The sequence below is a fragment of the Maridesulfovibrio frigidus DSM 17176 genome, assembly GCF_000711735.1.
GTDB lineage: Bacteria > Desulfobacterota > Desulfovibrionia > Desulfovibrionales > Desulfovibrionaceae > Maridesulfovibrio > Maridesulfovibrio frigidus.
This window is the reverse complement of the sequence record NZ_JONL01000006.1, coordinates 145397-163164: the sequence shown is the minus strand read 5'-3', so window position 1 is coordinate 163164 and position 17768 is coordinate 145397. Positions and strand designations below refer to the sequence as shown.

16 protein-coding genes are annotated in these 17768 nt (G+C 43.9%); 8 read left to right on the top strand and 8 right to left on the bottom strand.

The window, feature by feature from the left end; genetic code table 11:
* Nucleotides 1-82 precede the first annotated feature (82 nt).
* Both grpE and BR06_RS0112820 read right to left on the bottom strand, forming a co-directional pair.
* On the bottom strand, nucleotides 83-655 hold the full coding sequence (gene grpE, locus BR06_RS0112825) for a nucleotide exchange factor GrpE (RefSeq protein ID WP_031483676.1): 573 nt from the start codon (nucleotides 653-655) through the stop codon (nucleotides 83-85).
* A gap of 144 nt (nucleotides 656-799) precedes the next feature.
* Nucleotides 800-2008 carry an aminopeptidase gene (locus tag BR06_RS0112820; protein WP_031483673.1) on the bottom strand — a complete coding sequence of 403 codons (1209 nt, stop codon included), beginning with the start codon at nucleotides 2006-2008 and terminating at the stop codon, nucleotides 800-802.
* 287 nt (nucleotides 2009-2295) lie between these two features.
* Here BR06_RS0112820 and BR06_RS0112815 point away from each other — a divergent pair, with 287 nt between their 5' ends.
* Together BR06_RS0112815 and feoB are read left to right on the top strand one after the other, a co-directional pair.
* Nucleotides 2296-2529: a FeoA family protein gene (locus BR06_RS0112815; RefSeq protein ID WP_031483671.1), complete on the top strand. Its 234-nt coding sequence runs from the start codon at nucleotides 2296-2298 to the stop codon at nucleotides 2527-2529.
* 3 nt (nucleotides 2530-2532) lie between these two features.
* A complete protein-coding gene (gene feoB / locus BR06_RS0112810; RefSeq protein WP_031483669.1) occupies nucleotides 2533-4716 on the top strand; it encodes a ferrous iron transport protein B in 2184 nt (727 codons plus the stop codon).
* 118 nt (nucleotides 4717-4834) lie between these two features.
* Here the strand turns inward: feoB and BR06_RS0112805 are convergent, their stop codons facing one another.
* The 6 genes from BR06_RS0112805 to coaE form a co-directional block, all read right to left on the bottom strand.
* Entirely contained in the window at nucleotides 4835-5083 is a 249-nt protein-coding gene (locus tag BR06_RS0112805; RefSeq protein WP_031483667.1) for a hypothetical protein, read from the bottom strand.
* A gap of 48 nt (nucleotides 5084-5131) precedes the next feature.
* The gene (clpB, locus tag BR06_RS0112800; RefSeq protein ID WP_031483665.1) at nucleotides 5132-7750 is read right to left on the bottom strand and encodes an ATP-dependent chaperone ClpB; all 2619 of its coding nucleotides are present in this window, start codon (nucleotides 7748-7750) and stop codon (nucleotides 5132-5134) included.
* Nucleotides 7751-7952: 202 nt separating this feature from the next.
* Complete coding sequence (locus BR06_RS0112795; protein WP_031483662.1) at nucleotides 7953-8267, bottom strand: chaperone modulator CbpM; 315 nt, start codon at nucleotides 8265-8267, stop codon at nucleotides 7953-7955.
* Nucleotides 8268-8281: 14 nt separating this feature from the next.
* Nucleotides 8282-9244 carry a DnaJ C-terminal domain-containing protein gene (locus tag BR06_RS0112790; protein ID WP_031483660.1) on the bottom strand — a complete coding sequence of 321 codons (963 nt, stop codon included), beginning with the start codon at nucleotides 9242-9244 and terminating at the stop codon, nucleotides 8282-8284.
* Nucleotides 9245-9454: 210 nt separating this feature from the next.
* On the bottom strand, nucleotides 9455-10186 hold the full coding sequence (locus tag BR06_RS0112785; RefSeq protein WP_031483658.1) for a rhomboid family intramembrane serine protease: 732 nt from the start codon (nucleotides 10184-10186) through the stop codon (nucleotides 9455-9457).
* Nucleotides 10187-10428: 242 nt separating this feature from the next.
* The gene (gene coaE, locus BR06_RS0112780; protein WP_031483656.1) at nucleotides 10429-12081 is read right to left on the bottom strand and encodes a dephospho-CoA kinase; all 1653 of its coding nucleotides are present in this window, start codon (nucleotides 12079-12081) and stop codon (nucleotides 10429-10431) included.
* A 210-nt stretch (nucleotides 12082-12291) separates the two neighbouring features.
* Here coaE and upp point away from each other — a divergent pair, with 210 nt between their 5' ends.
* The 6 genes from upp (at nucleotide 12292) to pssA (ending at nucleotide 17682) form a co-directional block, all read left to right on the top strand.
* Nucleotides 12292-12918 (top strand): uracil phosphoribosyltransferase, encoded by a 627-nt coding sequence (gene upp, locus BR06_RS0112775; protein ID WP_031483655.1) that lies wholly within the window; start codon nucleotides 12292-12294, stop codon nucleotides 12916-12918.
* 39 nt (nucleotides 12919-12957) lie between these two features.
* On the top strand, nucleotides 12958-14211 hold the full coding sequence (locus BR06_RS0112770) for a uracil-xanthine permease family protein (protein ID WP_031483653.1): 1254 nt from the start codon (nucleotides 12958-12960) through the stop codon (nucleotides 14209-14211).
* Between the two features lie 129 nt (nucleotides 14212-14340).
* Nucleotides 14341-15429: a tRNA 2-thiouridine(34) synthase MnmA gene (gene mnmA / locus BR06_RS0112765; protein WP_051677092.1), complete on the top strand. Its 1089-nt coding sequence runs from the start codon at nucleotides 14341-14343 to the stop codon at nucleotides 15427-15429.
* Nucleotides 15430-15444: 15 nt separating this feature from the next.
* Nucleotides 15445-16023: a DNA-3-methyladenine glycosylase I gene (locus tag BR06_RS0112760; protein ID WP_031483650.1), complete on the top strand. Its 579-nt coding sequence runs from the start codon at nucleotides 15445-15447 to the stop codon at nucleotides 16021-16023.
* Nucleotides 16024-16180: 157 nt separating this feature from the next.
* A complete protein-coding gene (locus tag BR06_RS0112755; protein WP_031483647.1) occupies nucleotides 16181-16822 on the top strand; it encodes a phosphatidylserine decarboxylase family protein in 642 nt (213 codons plus the stop codon).
* Between the two features lie 89 nt (nucleotides 16823-16911).
* Complete coding sequence (gene pssA / locus BR06_RS0112750) at nucleotides 16912-17682, top strand: CDP-diacylglycerol--serine O-phosphatidyltransferase (RefSeq protein WP_031483645.1); 771 nt, start codon at nucleotides 16912-16914, stop codon at nucleotides 17680-17682.
* Nucleotides 17683-17768 lie beyond the last annotated feature (86 nt).

Below are 17768 nucleotides of genomic sequence, written 5' to 3'. Positions count from 1 at the left end.
AAGCTCCTTCTGATTAAAATACATTTAGTTTGCTTTATGAATTAATGCCGGAAATTTACTTGTAAAGGTCCAAGTGCATTAATTAGTCTAATTTGTTAACCATGACTTTCGCGGGACGGATAATTCTGCCTTTCAGTACGTATCCTCTCTGCATTACCTGAGCAACACAGCCGTCAGTCAGTTCAGCAACTTGAGCCATACCCATTGCTTCATGGAAGTTCGGGTCAAATTCTTCACCGATTTTTCCAACCGCTTCCAAGCCGTGTCTGGCTAAAGTCTCCAAAAATAATTTTCTGGTCATATCTACGCCCATAACGAAATCCTTACATGCGTCGAGGTCTTTTGCATGACTCAAAGCAAGGTCAAGATTATCTACAATGGGAAGTAAGTCAGATAAAACACTTTCCGACGCGAACTTTTTCAATTCGTTAGTTTCGCGGGTGAGTCTTTTCTTTAAATTTTCGCTGTCAGCGAGCGCTCTTAAACGTTCGTCTTTAGCCTCTTCCATTACATCGCATGAAGGGCAGACATGTTCCCGGCAAAGAGCTTTAAGTTCATCTTCGCTGAGGGTCACTTCGTTCTCCGCAGCTTTTTCAGCTTCAGGTGCTGAATTTTCTTCTTCGTTCATTTCCGAGTTATCTTTCTTTTCAGACATGGATTCTCCAGTGACATGAATTAGCGGCTTACTGACCCTCCCAAAAAGGTCTGTCAAGCCGCGTAATTACAGAAATAAGCATCCCGATAAGCTTGTCAACATCCTAGCATGATCAAATGCATTTTTTTTTAACATTGAGTATAATTATATTGTAAACTTTCCATTTTCATAAATTGTTTTAACGCTTCCATCTGCGAGTGTTGCAACAACTTTCTTCTCTTCTGTGTTTACTAAGTCCCAGTGTACTTCTGATGTGTTGAAACCGAGTGACTCCATGAATAGTTTGTCCAGCATTTCCGGCGGTCCTGAGAAAGTCCCAAGTAGCGATTGGCCCAAAGCTATATGGCAACTTCCGCTTTCGCCGCCAAAGTTTTCATCAATGATTGTCTGGGCCATGAAATGATCTACTCGTGAAATACTGGCATCAGTAAGCGAAAACTCGCCGACTCGTCTTGCTCCTCCATCAACTCGCAGGTGATCCAGTAGGAACTTTTCCCCGCCCATGGCATTTGCTCCCACAGCTATTCCATCCGCAAATTCTAAGCGGACTCCGTAAATCATACGGTCCATATATAATGATGGCAGGTCTGCATAATAATATCCGTTAACAGTGCGGCAGTCCGGCGATATGTAAACTTCGTAGCCGGGGATATTATCACCGGTTGCTCCCAGCCATTTTCTATTGGGCCCGGGCGAGAAGTATAGGTCACAAAGTTCAGACTTCATTCGTATTGTTTTGATATCCATCGCGGTGAGCCAGTCTGCAATTTCAGCAGTCTTGTCCGCTATTTTCTGCCATTCTTTATCTGGATAGGGCATGTTTAGATAGCAGGCCCTCATTAATCTTGTTGTGTAGTCCTCAAGAGATAGTCCTGCGCTGTCCGCCAAAGCCTGTGTTGGGTAGGCGCATTCGGTCCACGCAATAGAGCTGTGAATTTTTCTTTTTTCTATGCGCTGTCGGAATTGATTCATAGATTTTTTGTTAGCCATGATTGAAAGGGGATCAACCTCCTCCATAGCTCCAATTTCTTCGGGGGCGTGGATTCTGACTACCCCTTGAGCTTTTCCGTAAAGCTCAGCTTTTCCGGGCGGGAAGAATGTTAATTGCCCGTAACTAGAATTTATATAAAGTTCTGCCTTCATGGCAGGAGTAAGGGAAGTTTCCAAGACAGGGTGGAGGTGTTTCTCAATTAAAAGAGCAAACAGAGTTTCAGCTAATGGCGCAGCAAGATTGTCATACTTAATGATTATAATGTCGCGGTTTTTGAATTTCGCGTTAAGTTGCTTTTCGAGAGCCCATAGCAGTACTTTTGAGTACTGGCGCAAATCTTCGTATGGAAATATTTTTGTCATGATGTGTTTTGTGTAGATAGTTAATTGAAACTGATGGAAGTGATTAGTTTAGATGTTTTGGTTAATGTAATCCACCATAAAAACGGATAATTTAAGTTGTTATCATGGATATTGATATAAACTTACTATAAATATGTTTGAATTTGCTGTTTTAATTATAGAAATTGTTTGTCTCAGATTGACTTTCGATCTGGATAGGGGCAAAAAGGGTTTTCTGTAAGGAAAAGTGGCGAGCTTTTTAAAGTTGAAAATGAATTTCAATGTCGAATGTATTGCGAGGGAAGGTTATGTCTGTATCGCTTCGATCAATGCGCAAAGATCAGAGGGGTGTTGTTGTCTCTGTGAATGTCAGAGGAGAGCTCGGGCGCAGAATTAGAGATATGGGACTTATTCCGGGCACTGAGTTCAGGATAGTTGGACGTGCTCCATTAAAAGATCCCGTTGCACTGCGTATGAAAGGTTTTACTCTTACACTTCGTAATAATGAAGCTGATTTCATTACTGTAGAGATTGAGGAATAAGGGATGAGTGATAAATTTTTTGTAGCTGTTTCGGGACAGCCAAACTGCGGAAAGAGCACCATGTTTAACGCTCTGACTGGATCAACTGCGCGCGTTGGTAACTATCCCGGAATCACTGTTGACAGAACTGAAGGGTATTACGATAAAAAAGGGTTTGAGGCTCATTTAGTTGACTTGCCTGGTACTTATTCTTTGACCTCTTATTCTATGGAAGAAGTTGTCGCCCGTGATGTCATAGTGGATGAAAAACCTGATGTTGTTATCAATATGCTTGATGCTACATCCCTTGAGCGTAGCCTTTATTTAGCTGTTCAATTTATGGAGATCGGCGTTCCCGTTGTTCTCGGATTGAACATGATGGATGAGGTTAAGAAGAAGGGCATTCGCATTGATTCTGCAAAACTTTCTAAGCTCATGGGCGTACCTGTTATTGAGTGCATTGCCCGTCGCGGAGTTGGTGCTGACGAGTTGATGCAGGCTGTTAAGCAGGTTAAGGACGAAACTAAAGGAAAGTGGACTCCTGTAAATATTTCATACGGCCACGATCTTGATCCGGCAATTGATGAAATGACCGCCATGATCACAGAAAGTGAATTCATGACTGACCGTTATGATCCTCACTGGTTGGCTGTTAAGTATCTTGAGGAAGATGAAATTGTTATTAAAAATGGTCGTTTGGCTGGAGATCTGTCAGCTAAGCTTGAAGCAATAGTTAAAAATGTTTCAGACCACGTAAATAAGACTCTTAATACTTATCCTGAAGCGATTCTCGCTGATTACCGTTATGGTTTTATTAACTCTATTTTAAAGCAGGGCGTGATTAGTCGCGAAGATAATCTGCGTTTTGATGTTTCCGACAAAATAGATAATGTTCTGACCCATAGATTTTTGGGTCCGATTATTATGTTAGCAGTCATGTATGCGATGTTTTACGTGACATTTACCTTCGGGGCTTATCCGCAGGGTTGGGTTGAGGATGGATTTGGATGGTTGTCGTCGACTTTATCATCCATTTTGCCGGATGGACTCTTTAAATCCATGCTTGTGTCCGGTGTAATTGACGGCGTTGGCGCTGTTATGGGATTCACGCCGCTTATCCTCATCATGTTCGCAATGCTCGTTTTTCTCGAGGACCTCGGCTATATGGCCCGTGTGGCATACATGGTGGACCGGGTTTTCCGTATGTTCGGCTTGCATGGTATGTCTATCATGCCATTCATTATGGCAGGTGGTTTGCCAGGAGGTTGCGCTGTTCCGGCTGTTATGACCTGCCGTACGTTGCGGAGTCCTAAAGAAAGAATTGCGACAATTTTAACAGCTCCATTCATGATCTGCGGTGCGAAAGCCACAGCATATATTATGTTGGTAAGTGCGTTCTATCCTGAATCTGCGACTTCGATGATGTTCTTTCTAGTTATTATTTCGTGGGTACTTGCTCTTTGCGTTGGTAGACTTTTACGCTGGACTGCGCTGAGAGGCGAGTCCACTCCATTTGTAATGGAACTACCTCCATACAGGCTTCCAACTCTGCATGGCGTGGCAATTCACACATGGGATAGAGTCTGGCAGTACATCAAGAAAGCGGGAACAGTTATTCTCGCCATTTCAATACTTATGTGGGCTCTAATGACCTTTCCACAGCTTCCTGCTGAGCGAGTGGCTTCCTATGAAGCACAGCGCACGCAGGTTACAGCTGAAAGTAAATCATGGGATGGCTCGGATGATCTGAGGCAAGCTGAGCTTGGTAAAAAGCTTAATATTATCAGCTACGCTGAAGGTGAGGAAGGGCTTAAAACTTCGTACGCAGGGCGTATGAGTGAAGCCATTGCTCCCGTGACTGATTATGCCGGATTTCCATGGCAAGCTAATATTGCCTTCATCGGCGGATTTGCCGCGAAAGAGGTGTTTGTTTCCACCATGTCCACAGCATATTCATTAGGTGACGAAGATCCTGAAAATGCAACAAGCCTGAGCGAGAAAATAGCGGCTGATCCTGAATGGACGCCCGCAGCAATCTGGTCCGTGTTTATATTTATGCTGGTATACGTGCCATGTATGGTCACGGTTGCGGTTATCGTAAGAGAGACTAACTGGAAATGGGGATTGTTCTCCGTGTTCGGTTCACTCGGATTCGGTTATTCGCTATCAGTGTTGATTTATCAGGTTGGGACGTTCTTGGGTTATTAAGGTTGGTAGGTTAGGTTTAGTTGATTTTATTGAATTGGAAAGCCCCGTACTGGTTGCAGTGCGGGGCTTTTTGGTGGGATGTGTGAAATAGCCCCGGCCGAAGTCGGGGCTGGTTATATTACTTAATGTCTTCTATCTTTTCAGGAAGCTCTTCTACAACATCTTTCAATTCAGGATGACGATTATAGAAGACCTCAAGAGCTTCTAATTCGACTTTGCAATCAGGGCACATATGCTTATCTGGGTTTTCACCTTTTAGAAAAGCCTTCTCACATTGAGGGCAAATATGATCTTCATATAGCCCAAAGCCGCGATCTTTTACTGTAGACTTGTCTAATATTGCATAAAAAAAGGCCGCAAACTCCATAATGAAGTCTGCGGCCCTAGAATGCTGATTATACTATTTAACTACAGATTAATTATTCTGCAAAGTAAGCCCATCCTCATTAGCATCAACTGATACAGAATGATCCTCTTGCAACCTTCCGCTGATAATCTCTTTCGCCAGCGGAGTTTCGAGATGGGTCTGGATATAGCGGCGCAGTGGTCTTGCTCCGTATACCGGATCGTAGGAAGCGTGTGCTATGAAAGCCTTTGCCTTATCCGTCACTTCCATTCCCATCTTGTTTACACCTAGACGCGCTCTTAGCCCGCCCAGTTGTATGTCTACAATCAACTTCAAGTCTTCTTCTAGTAGAGGCTTAAAGAGTACTGTTTCATCAACCCTGTTCAGGAATTCTGGTCTGAAATGACCGCGCAATACGTTCATTACGCCTTCCTCAACGCCGTCTTTGAAATCACCGTTCTGTTCAATTCCTTCTAGTAGGATATGCGAACCCAGATTAGAAGTCATGATGATCAGCGTGTTCTTGCAGTCTACGGTTCGACCCTGACTGTCAGTTAAACGTCCGTCATCTAATATTTGAAGCAGTACGTTGAACACATCAGGATGTGCTTTTTCGATCTCATCAAAGAGGACAACAGAGTAGGGCTTTCTTCTGATTGCTTCGGTCAGCTGTCCACCTTCGTCATATCCAATATATCCCGGAGGCGCTCCGATGAGACGCGCGACCGCGTGCTTTTCCATGTACTCGGACATATCAAGGCGCACGATGTTGTCTTCGGTATCGAAGAGCGATTCCGCTAGAGCCTTACAGAGTTCGGTTTTACCCACTCCGGTAGGGCCGAGGAATATGAATGAACCGATGGGCCGCGACGGATCTTTAAGTCCCGCACGCGCTCTGATTACAGCGTCAGATACAGCGCGAACAGCATTGTCCTGTCCGATAACTCTGGCGTGCAGAATCTCTTCCAGACGAAGGAGCTTTTCTCTTTCGCCCTCAATCAGTCTGGTTACAGGAATACCTGTCCAGCGGGATATGATCCCGGCGATATCATCAGGTCCTACGAATTCTTTAAGCATTCTGGTCTTGTTGGTTGAAACATCATCGCCACCTTGAATGTCTTCTTCAATGGCTTTAAGTTTCTTTTCAAGTTCCAGAAGCACTGAGTATTTAAGCTCAGCCGCTTTGTTTAATTCGTGCGCTCTTTCAGCTTTATCAATATTAATCTTTGTTTGTTCAATTTGAGTTTTCAGACTCTGAACGGCGTCGATAGAAGCTTTCTCCTTTTCCCACTGCTCAAGAAGCTCAGACTGAGTAATTTTCATTTCAGTTAGCGAATCTTCGAGCTTGGATAAGCGTTCGCGAGAAGCTTGATCTTCTTCACGTCTAAGTGCTTCACGTTCAATTTCAGCCTGCAAGATCTGCCTGTTGATTTTATCCAGCTCGTATGGCTGCGAATCAATCTCAGTTCTGATCATGGCAGCAGCTTCATCCATGAGGTCAATTGCCTTATCGGGAAGCTGTCTGTCTGTGATGTAGCGATGAGAAAGCGTTGCTGACTCGATTAGTGCGGCATCACTGATTCTTACCCCGTGATGAACCTCAAACCTTTCGCGGAGTCCGCGCAGGATTGATATGGTGTCCTCGACCGATGGTTCTTCGACCATGATGGTCTGGAACCGTCTTTCAAGAGCGGGGTCTTTTTCAATATATTTACGATATTCATCCGTGGTAGTTGCGCCGATGCAGTGGAGTTCTCCACGTGCAAGCATCGGTTTTAGCAGATTACCCGCATCCATTGCGCCTTCGGATTTACCTGCGCCAACAATGGTGTGGATTTCATCAATGAAGATGAGAATCTGACCTTCGGATTCTTGAACTTCTTTTAATACAGCTTTGAGGCGTTCCTCAAATTCGCCGCGATATTTAGCGCCAGCGATAAGTGCGCCCATATCTAACATGAAGACCGTTTTGTCCTTAAGGCCTTCGGGTACATCCTGCTTAACTATGCGCTGAGCAAGCCCTTCAATAATAGCGGTTTTACCGACTCCGGCTTCACCGATCAAAATAGGGTTGTTCTTTGTGCGTCTGGAAAGAATACGGACAACGCGCCTGATTTCAGAGTCACGTCCTATAACTGGGTCGAGCTTGCCTTTGCGGGCTTCTTCAACGAGATCACGGCCATATTTTTTCAGCGCATCATAGGTGGCTTCAGGGTTATCAGTCGTTACACGCTGATTGCCCCTGATTGTGGTCATTGCTTCCAGAACTTTATCTTTTGTAAGCTTGAAGGATGCGTTGACTCTGCCTGCGCCAGTGGAACCATGCTCATCCATGATGGCAAGATATAGGTGTTCAACACTTATGAACTCGTCATGCATGCGCTTGGCGGCCTGTTCGGCTTCAACAATAACGCGGTTGAGTCTCTGAGTTACAAAGACCTGACCGGGCTGTGCTCCGGGGCCGCTGACACTGGGAAGCTTGTTAACTTCCTTCTGTACAGCGGACTTATATAAAGCAGGGTCGACCCCGCTTTTTTCTAATATTTTACTAACAATGCCTTTTTCCTGCTCAACTAAGGCTAGAAGCAGGTGTTCAACTTCAATTTGCTGTTGACCATTGGATATAGCTAGAGATTGAGCTTCTGCGATTGCGTCGTTGGTTTTTTTTGTGAATTTATTCGGGTCCATATAGAGTCTCCTTATATAGGTATTGTTGACTCGCCGAAAGATTCAAAACTCACTAATATTGAACGAAAAAACGCTCAAGTTTACGGTACCGGACGCATCGCTTAGTTCACATCAAATAGCGAAAAATCCGGCTTTAGAGGCAGGAGTTAGAATCCTGATTATTTACTGCAAGTCGTATTGGTTTACTTTGGTATTCTACTGATTAAATCAGCTTGCTCATTTCTTCGATACGGGCTTCGAGCTGTTCTACACGTTCCATCAAATCTACGATAATGGAACCACCTGCTGCTGTAATTTCAAGATCGTTGCAGAGTCTTGAAAGTTTACGCAAGCGGTATAGGTCACGCGCTTCGAATAGGTAATGTCCATCTGCTGTTGATGCAGGTGAAACCCACTCAAGGCTGATCAGCTCGAGAACCACTTCTTCATCCATCCCTGTCATTTCAATTATCTGCGCAAACAACATTTTGCGCGAAGTGCTGGGAGGGGTTGCGTCTTCTCTTTTTTTGATATCCATTTGCAAAATCTCCCTTAGAATGATCTCGGGGTGAAATCTATCTTTTCGGACAGCTCTTCCCAAAGTTTTTTAACTTCATCTGAATCGGAAGCAGGAACTTGGATCATCACACGGACAAACTGATCGCCTTTTTTGGCGCCAGCACCAAGACCGCGTCCTTTTACTCTCATTTTTTTGCCGCTTCCCATGCCTGCCGGAATGTTCATTTCGATCATACCGTCAAGGGTAGGGACTTTAACTTTAGCACCAAGGGCAGCTTCCCACGGAGCAAGCGCGAGATCTACGATGAGATTGTTCTCTTTCACTTTGTAGACAGCATGCGGTGCAAGTCTGATCTTTAGGTAAAGATCGCCCTTTGGACCGTCACTAGGACCGGGAGAACCCTGATTCGCAAGACGAATCTTCTGTCCTTCTTTGATTCCAGCCGGAATATTTACATCTAGGCTCTTTGATTGAACCATAGGATGTCCACCGGGGCCGGTTGCTCTTTCCTGAACTGAAATAGACTTTGATCCGCCCTTGTACGCTTCTTCGAGGGTCAGAGTGAGCAGTGTTTCAGAATCCGCACCTTTTTGCGGGCGTTGCTGAAATCTTCCGCCACCACCACCGAATTGCGCACCACCTCCGCCGCCGCCACCAAAGATGGTTTCGAAGAAATCACTGAAATCTCCGCCGCCACCACCGCCAAATCCACCGCCGCCGAAGTTCATATGCTCTTGTCCAGGAGGTGGCCTGAAATTCTGGCCGTGTTCCCAGTCAGCGCCGTACTGGTCATACATTTTGCGCTTTTTAGGATCTTTAAGAACTTCGTAAGCTTCGTTAGCTTCTTTGAATTTCTTTTCAGATTCCTCGTTATCCGGGTTCAGGTCAGGATGGTGCTTACGCGCCAGCTTTTTGAACGCTTTGGATATGTCCTCTTTCGAGGCGGAGCGGGCAACTCCTAAAAGTTTATAGTAATCTTTATATTTTACACTCATCTCGTCATTACTCCTTAGATAATTCGCCATTTATAGCAGAACGGCGTCACCATATCAAAGTATATCGCCATACGCTCAAGTCAAGCGGAATGATTGGATTTAGATTGTTGCAGATCAGGCTAACATTGCCTTAAAACAGTCGGGAATGCTTAATATCCCTACGCTGAGGGGTAGAATTGACAAATTTTAAAAAGTAACAAAAAAATGTGATTAGAAATTTTCATCAAGTTCGTAGTCTTTTTTGGCAGGGTCGTAGCAGTATTTACAGCGACCCTTTTTTACAAAGAGCCGGACGAGCACCACACCCGCAATGAATCCGGCAATATGTGCACCCCAAGCTATTTCTTGGGCGCTTCCTGAAAGATGATTCGTGAGGCTTGAAAATATCTGTAAGAAGAACCAAAGCCCGAGGAACAGGCCGGCTGGTATTTTAAAAAATAACGGAATAATAACTATGGGGATCAGGGTTAAGACCCGTCCGTGTGGATAGAGTACAAAGTATGCCCCCATTATTCCCGCCACTGCGCCGGAAGCACCTATTATGGGAGTGTGTACTGTTGGTGCAAGCATAATCTGAACCCCGATGGCAACCACTCCGCAAATGGCGTAGAACAGTATAAACCTAACATGCCCCATGGCATCTTCGATGTTGTTCGCAAAAATCCAAAGCATCCACATGTTGAGGATAATGTGAATCCATCCGCTATGAAGAAACATGTAGGTGAAAAAAGGCATAACTCCGAAATCGGGATATCCTGCGGCAATGGCCCATTGCGGATCGAAGTAACGCGCGGGTACAACTCCCAGAAGGTGGAAGAGTGCAAGCTTACCCGTTGGTGAAAGCAATTGTTCTGCAAAAAAGGCAAGCGCATTTGCTACTAATATTGCCCATAGAACATAGGGACGTATAAGGCAGGGGACATTGTCACGAATTGGAATCATGCGTAGCTCAGTGCGAAAAGAAAATTCCCGCCACACGTGATGCGGCGGGAAAGTATTGAGACATATAACCTGTTGCCGAAAGCGCGGTTAGAACCTAGGTGAGAATTCTCGTATGTAAAATGGGCATTAAGCCCTAACTTATAGTATATGTTCATTCTCTCGCTATGGTTCTTGCCCAATCGCTTCAGGACTTATCTAAATAATAACCTCTATAAAGATGAAGTCAAGATATATCGATCGAATTATTGTTTAGAATCTTCTTTAAAAAGCTCTGCTAGGAACTTATCAAATTTAATTTCTTTTGCTTTACGCATTTCAGCTAGAATAACCAAAGCCTTTTCGGTGTTCTCTTTAAGCTCTTCAATGCCGGAATCGTTGTTGATAATGGCTGTACAGCAATCAAGCTTAGCTTTTTCATCCCACTGCCATGAGTCGAATGTGGCTAGGGTATTGGGAGTGAGGTCTCTTTTTTCTCTAAGCTCACCGTTTCGCTTGGAAGAAGGGCACTTAATGCCGAGAACCGCATCTACTGATTTATCTGAATGCCATCCGGCTTCCAGTAGTAACGGAATCTCAGCTACGGCAACCGGGCTGCTTGCGTTATCTTTAAAAAAGTTAAAGGCGTCATGCTTAACAATAGGATGTACAATGTTCATTACTTCACGGCGAACATCGCTGTCCGCGCATATGGCTGTGAAAATCTTCTTTTTATCAATATTACCTGTTTCGCTTTCGGTAAACTTATTACCGAATCTCTGACGAATCATTTCCCAGCCGGTGCCATCTTTGCTGTATGTCTTGGCAACAGATTCATCTGCGCTGAAAACAGGAATCTTTTTCTCGGAAAGAATATCGAGAACAGTTGATTTGCCACTACATGGCATACCAATCAGTCCGACGCGCTGAACAGATCTATTCAAAGTTCGTAGAAGATCGATGAAATCATCTGGAGGAGTCAGAGTGAAGTCCATTTTTTCATCAGTGCCAGGATGAGTAAATGAAAGACTGTATGCGTGTAGCATTTGTCTCTGAGCCATCTTTGAAAGAGGCTTGCCTTGAGTTATCCAATTGGCATGCTGCTGTGAGCCATAAACCAGATCTCCCACAAGCGGGTGACCGATGTGAGCCATATGAACTCTGATCTGGTGAGTTCTGCCTGTGTAAATTTTAACCCTGACAAGTGAAGCGCGCTGAGCTGGATCAGTCCAGATTACTTCGTAGCTTGATCTAGCATCACGCCCGCCTTTAAGAACAACGGCCATTTTAATCTTATGAGTAGGGTGTCTGCCGATTGGCATATTGATTTCGTCGAAATCTTTTTCAGGTACGCCGTGAACTATCGCTAAATAAGTTTTGTCCACTTCACGTTCAGCAAAAGATGCGGATAGTGCCAGTCTGTCATGTTCATTCAGAGCTACCGCAATCAGGCCGGATGTGAATTTATCAAGTCTATGTACAATTCCCGGACGCCATTCATCCATGCCAATAATTTCTGGGAAATGGTGAATGAGTCTGTGCACAAATGTGTCAGTGGGACAGCTTGGTGCGGGATGAGTAGTGAGTCCTGCCGGTTTATTAACGATAGCAATTTTGCCATCATTATATATTATATCCAGCGGTTTATCTTCAGGTATGAGAGAGCTTGCCTCAGCTTCGCCCCTGAGCGTAAGTTCTTCATCGCCAATTATTTTGTAATTTGCTTTTTTGCATGTGACACCATTAACTTCGGCAAGTCCGGCTTTTATCCAGTCTTTTGCTTTACCTCTGGAGATGCCTTCCTGCTCAAGTTCGGTTCCCCAAAACTTGTCCAATCTGGTGTTTCGTTCGCTGTATCCGGCTGTTCTGGACCAAGTCTGGTTTATATCTTTGTCTTCATTACTTTCATTATTGTACATGCAATTATCCGATTGTGAGTTGTGGTTTGCTAGAAACGGTTAAAACTGAGTATGGTTTATTCTGTGATATGCCAAGCATTGATGACTTTATGCGAAAAATAATTTAGAAAAATCTTGACCAACAGGTTTGTGGACTATAAAAACACGAAGTTTTGACTTTGAGAAGCTTAATAATAAATAACAAATAACATATTGATCAAGGAGGCCACCGTGGCGGTACATGTGGTAGACCATCCTCTGGTAAGACACAAGCTTGGACTTCTTCGTGAAAGCGATATTAGTACAAGTCATTTTCGCGATTTAGCTAATGAAATTTCAATGCTTCTGACTTATGAAGCAACAAAAGATCTTGTTACGGAACCAAAAACTATTACTGGCTGGGCTGGTGAAGTTGAAGTTGAAGCAATTAAAGGTAAAAAAATCACTGTAGTACCTATTCTTCGTGCAGGACTCGGTATGATGGACGCTGTCCTTGATATGATCCCGGGCGCAAGAGTTAGTGTTGTCGGTTTTTACCGCGATGAAGAAACTTTGCAGCCTGTGGAGTATTACGTCAAGCTTGCTAAGAACATTGATGAGCGTAGCGCGCTGATTCTTGATCCTATGCTTGCTACTGGCGGAACCTTGCTCGCAACCATCGAACTGCTTAAGAAAGCAGGTTGTACCGATATTAAAGGTTTATTCCTTGTCGCTGCTCCTGAAGGGATTGAAAAAATAGTAGCTGCCCATCCTGATGTAGATATTTATACAGCATCAATTGATGAAAAATTGAATGATGCAGGATATATCCTTCCCGGTCTTGGCGATGCGGGAGATAAAATTTTCGGCACTAAATAAGGTGCCTTTTTTTTGTCACATTTTTAAGGGGAATTAACGATGAGTATTTCAAGCACTGAGTACAACTTTAGGGCCAAGGATATATTTCTTGGCGCACAGATGTTGTTTGTCGCATTCGGGGCACTGGTTCTGGTCCCGCTTCTTACAGGTCTGAATCCTAACGTTGCACTGTTTACCGCTGGTGTAGGTACACTGATTTTTCAGGTTGTAACCAAGGGTAAAGTTCCAGTATTTCTTGCCTCTTCTTTCGCTTTCATTGCACCTATCATCTACGGTGTTCAAACTTGGGGAATTCCGTCAACTCTTTGCGGGCTTGCTGCTGCGGGTGTTTTCTACATGTTCCTAAGTTTGTTGATCAGCTGGCGCGGAACCGATGTTGTGAGAAAAATTTTACCTCCAGTTGTTACTGGTCCGGTAATTATGGTCATCGGCCTGATTCTCGCTCCTGTTGCCGTTTTTATGGCAATGGGTAAATCTGGAGATGGCGCATTTGTTCTGGTTCCAGAAAAATCAGCGCTCATCGTTTCCATGATTTCACTTGGTGTGACTGTCGCAGTTTCCCTTTTCGGAAAAGGCTGGTTCAAGCTGATTCCAATCCTTAGCGGAATCATTGCCGGTTACATTACCTGTCTATTTATGGGGCTTGTTGATTTTACCAGTGTTGCAGCGGCTCCTTGGATTGCAATGCCTGCGTTCACTTACCCAGAATGGAATCTCGAAGCTATCCTGTTCATTGTACCTGTTGCCATTGCACCTGCAATTGAGCATTTCGGAGACGTTCTTGCTATCGGGTCTGTATCCGGTAAAGATTATGTTAAAGATCCTGGTATCAATAGAACAATGCTTGGTGATGGTCTGGCAACATCGTTTGCTGCATGTCTTGGTGGGCCTCCAAATACTACATATTCAGAAGTAACAGGCGCTGTTGCTCTGATTAAAGTTTTTAACCCCGCGATTATGACATGGGCTGCTATTGTTGCTATAGCTCTTGCTTTTATCGGTAAGGTCGGCGCGTTCCTGCAGACTATTCCTGTTCCAGTAATGGGCGGAATCATGGTTCTTCTTTTTGGAGCAATCATGGTTGTCGGGATGAATACTCTTGTTCGTTCCGGTGAAGATCTCATGGAAGCTCGTAACCTTGCAATTGTCGCTCTTATTGTTATCTTTGGTGTGGGTGGTATGTCCGTGCCTACTCCATTTAGTGATGAGTTCAGACTTGGCGGAATTGGACTGGCTGGAATTCTTGGTGTTTTCCTGAACCTTGTTCTGCCGCATAAGAAAAAAGAAGAGTAAAGAGTTTCCGGATAATCCGGTAAATTTTTGCTTAAATAAGATTATATTAAGCGCCCGGACATCTTCTAAAGCAGGAGTCGTTCGGGCGTTTTTTTTATATATTTCAGATTAATTTTTTGGGAGATAAAAATGGAATCAAGTTTCAGCTATCCAGGGCTTGCAGAGCTAGTGGCGGGTCGCAAGGTTGCCGTGGCAGTCAGCGGCGGGGCGGACAGTTTGCTTTCTATGGTTTTGCTTAAAGAGAGCGGCGCAGAAGTCATCGCAGTTCACGGTTGCTTTTTGGGCAATGAAAAATCTGCAGAAGCTGTGTCCGGTCTGGAGCTTCGATGCGCTGAGCTTGGAATTGACCTTCATGTGGTCGATTTTAAAGCTGAATTCGATAAATTTGTTATTGATCCTTTCATTCAGTCATACTTGGACGGTAACACTCCAAATCCATGCGCCCTCTGTAATCCAAAAATTAAATTTGGAGTGCTATACGCTGCGGCCCAAAGTTTTGGTGCGGAACTTATCGGAACAGGTCATTACGTGCGTATCGCAGACCATCCAGAATATGGCAGGATGATAGCGCGTGGGGCGGATGTTGGTAAGGATCAAAGCTATTTTCTATCGCTTGTCCCTCGCGAAAGTGTTTTAAATGCACTTTTCCCGCTTGGAGGACATAGCAAGGATGAAACATATGCCCAGCTTGAGAAACGCGGGCTTAAAATTCCACTTCCATCTGAAAGTCAGGAAATATGTTTTGTTCCAGATGATGATTACCGCAAATTTCTTATGGATCGTGATGTGAAATTGCCCGGACCCGGCAATGTGGTGCTTTCAAATGGTGAAAAGATCGGTCGTCATCAAGGTCTATGGAGATATACACAAGGACAGCGCAAAGGGTTAGGCATTGCGTGGAAAGAACCGCTCTATGTAATTGAAAAGGATTTGAAAAAAAATGTACTTGTTCTAGGTACTAAAACTGAACTGGGCGCATCAGGTTGCGTCGCTGATGGAATGAATTTTTTAGTTGATTTCGATAAATGGCCTGAAACTGTATATATTCAAACTCGTTATAGGCAGAGGTCCATGCCTTCGAAAGCTAAACTTGAAGGTAATAGTATGGTGTTTGAATTTGCCGAGCAGAATTCCAAACCGACCCCCGGGCAGATATTAGCTGTATATACTGAGGACGGGGCTGTGCTTGGTGGCGGTATTATTCGCGAAGCCCTTTAAGCTGGGAGTCTTTTTATGAATCGCTGTGAATGGGCAAACTGTGGACCTTTAGAAATAAAATATCATGACGAAGAGTGGGGTGTTCCGGTTCACGACGATTGCCTGCTTTTCGAAATGTTGATTCTTGAAGGTGCGCAATCCGGTTTGAGCTGGTCTACAATACTCAAAAAGCGTGAAGGCTATCAGGAGGCCTTTGATAATTTTGATGCTGAGAAAGTTTCAAAATATTCTGATGCCAAAATTGAAGAGCTAGTTAAAAATTCCGGAATTGTGAGGCATAAGCTCAAGATCAACGCCGCAGTTGTTAATGCGAAGTGCGTTCTTGAAATTAAAAAAGAATACGGAAGTTTTGATCGATATCTTTGGTCTTTTGTTGACGGGAAACCCGTAAATAATAAGTGGGCTGTTCAAGATGAAGTGCCCGTCAGCACAGTAGAATCCACTGAAATGAGCAAGAGTTTGAAGAAAAATGGGTTCAAATTTATTGGGCCGACAACTTGCTACGCATTTATGCAGGCAGTCGGCATGGTTAATGATCACTTGATTTCATGCTTCAGATATCCTGACGTAATAAAAATGCATGGTGTTGAATAGTTCTGATAAGTCACACCGCATCATAAAATGGGTTTTAGTTATAAATCTGCTGTTACAGTTGACCTCTTTTGATATGGTATATATGAATAGTGCTGTTTGGAAATAAAATTCCTCGTATTCGGGGATTTGGACTAACTTAATAAGATAGGTATAAAATATGCGCCAACCTTCCGTAGGGGTCAGTCTTGAGGGATTGCCTTATATATTTTTAAGTGCTTTTGCCACAGTTTGTTTCGCAATTTTAGATTGCTGGTTCATGACTCTGGTATTACTTGGATTAACAGCTTTCATCGGTCATTTTTTCCGTGATCCTGAAAGAGTAGCACCTGAAGATGTTGACGCAGTTGTGTCTCCTGCTGATGGGAAAGTTATTAAAGTTGAATACTCTGACGATCCTCTTACTGGAGAAATGCGTCAATCTATCTGTATTTTCATGAATGTTTTCAATGTTCACGTGAACCGCATGCCTGTTTCAGGTAAAATTGAACGTGTTCGTTATATTCCCGGGAAATACTTCAATGCCTCCTTTGATAAAGCTAGCACCGATAATGAGCGCAATGTCATTGAGATCATCGGTAAAGGTAATCAAAGATTCACTATGGTACAGATTGCAGGGCTTGTCGCTCGCAGAATCGTGTGCTGGGCAGAGAAGGCAGATAAGCTCAAAAGAGGCGACCGCTATGGTCTGATCAAGTTCGGGTCTCGGGTTGACCTTTACCTTCCTGAGGGTTATGAGACTCTAGTTCAAGTCGGCGACAAGGTTGTTGCAGGTGAAACTTCTTTAGCTCGGAAGGCCTAGTTTATAAGGGCTGAAGGGGTTATTGGAGTTATAAAAGATTAGAAATTAATTAGAATATATTTAGAAATTGAGATAAATAAGTAATTATTATGGCTAAGGAAATAAAAATACCAAAACACAAGGCTGTTTACATTCTTCCGAACATGCTGACCATTGCGAGCCTCTTTTGCGGCTTCATTGGTATGACATGGGCTGTTGAAGGTAAATTTGAGCTGTGTGCAATAGCTATTCTGGTGAGCTGCCTCTTTGATGGCCTTGACGGAAAAGTTGCTAGATTGACTGGGACCAGCAGTGAGTTCGGCGTTCAGCTGGATTCGCTTGCTGATTTGGTCGCTTTTGGTGTTACTCCTGCATTTATGGTTTATCAGTGGCAACTTCAGCATTTTGGCAGACTTGGACTCTTAGCGGCTTTCATGATGATAGCTTGCGGGGCTCTCAGGCTCGCCCGTTTTAATGTTCAGTCAGCAACAACTTCTAAAGCTCATTTCATAGGGCTTCCGATTCCTGCTGCTGGTTGCACATTGTCAACTTTGATTTTGTTTGCACCTTTCTTGCCTGCTGATATTGCTCAGACAGTGCTTCCTGTTGGAACATTGGCTCTGGTCTACATACTCTCATTATTAATGGTTAGTTCTGTTCGTTACAATTCTTTTAAAGATGTTGGAATGTTCAAAGCTCACCCTTTTAGCTCGATGGTAACTGTTATCGCTCTTTTCGTTATGGTTGCTTCGCAGCCTAAGTTTCTTGGTTTTATTATTTTTGCCGGTTATATTATTTCGGGTCCCATCTATACCATTTTCTTCCTATCACGCAGAAGCTCTAAGCTACTACTAGGAAAGTCCTCCAAAGAATCCTCTTAGCTGGTTCAAACAGCTAAGAGAAACAAATTCTTCTGGGGGACGGTAAAATTCTAGTCACCCGGCACTCTATAGTTACATTCTGTTAA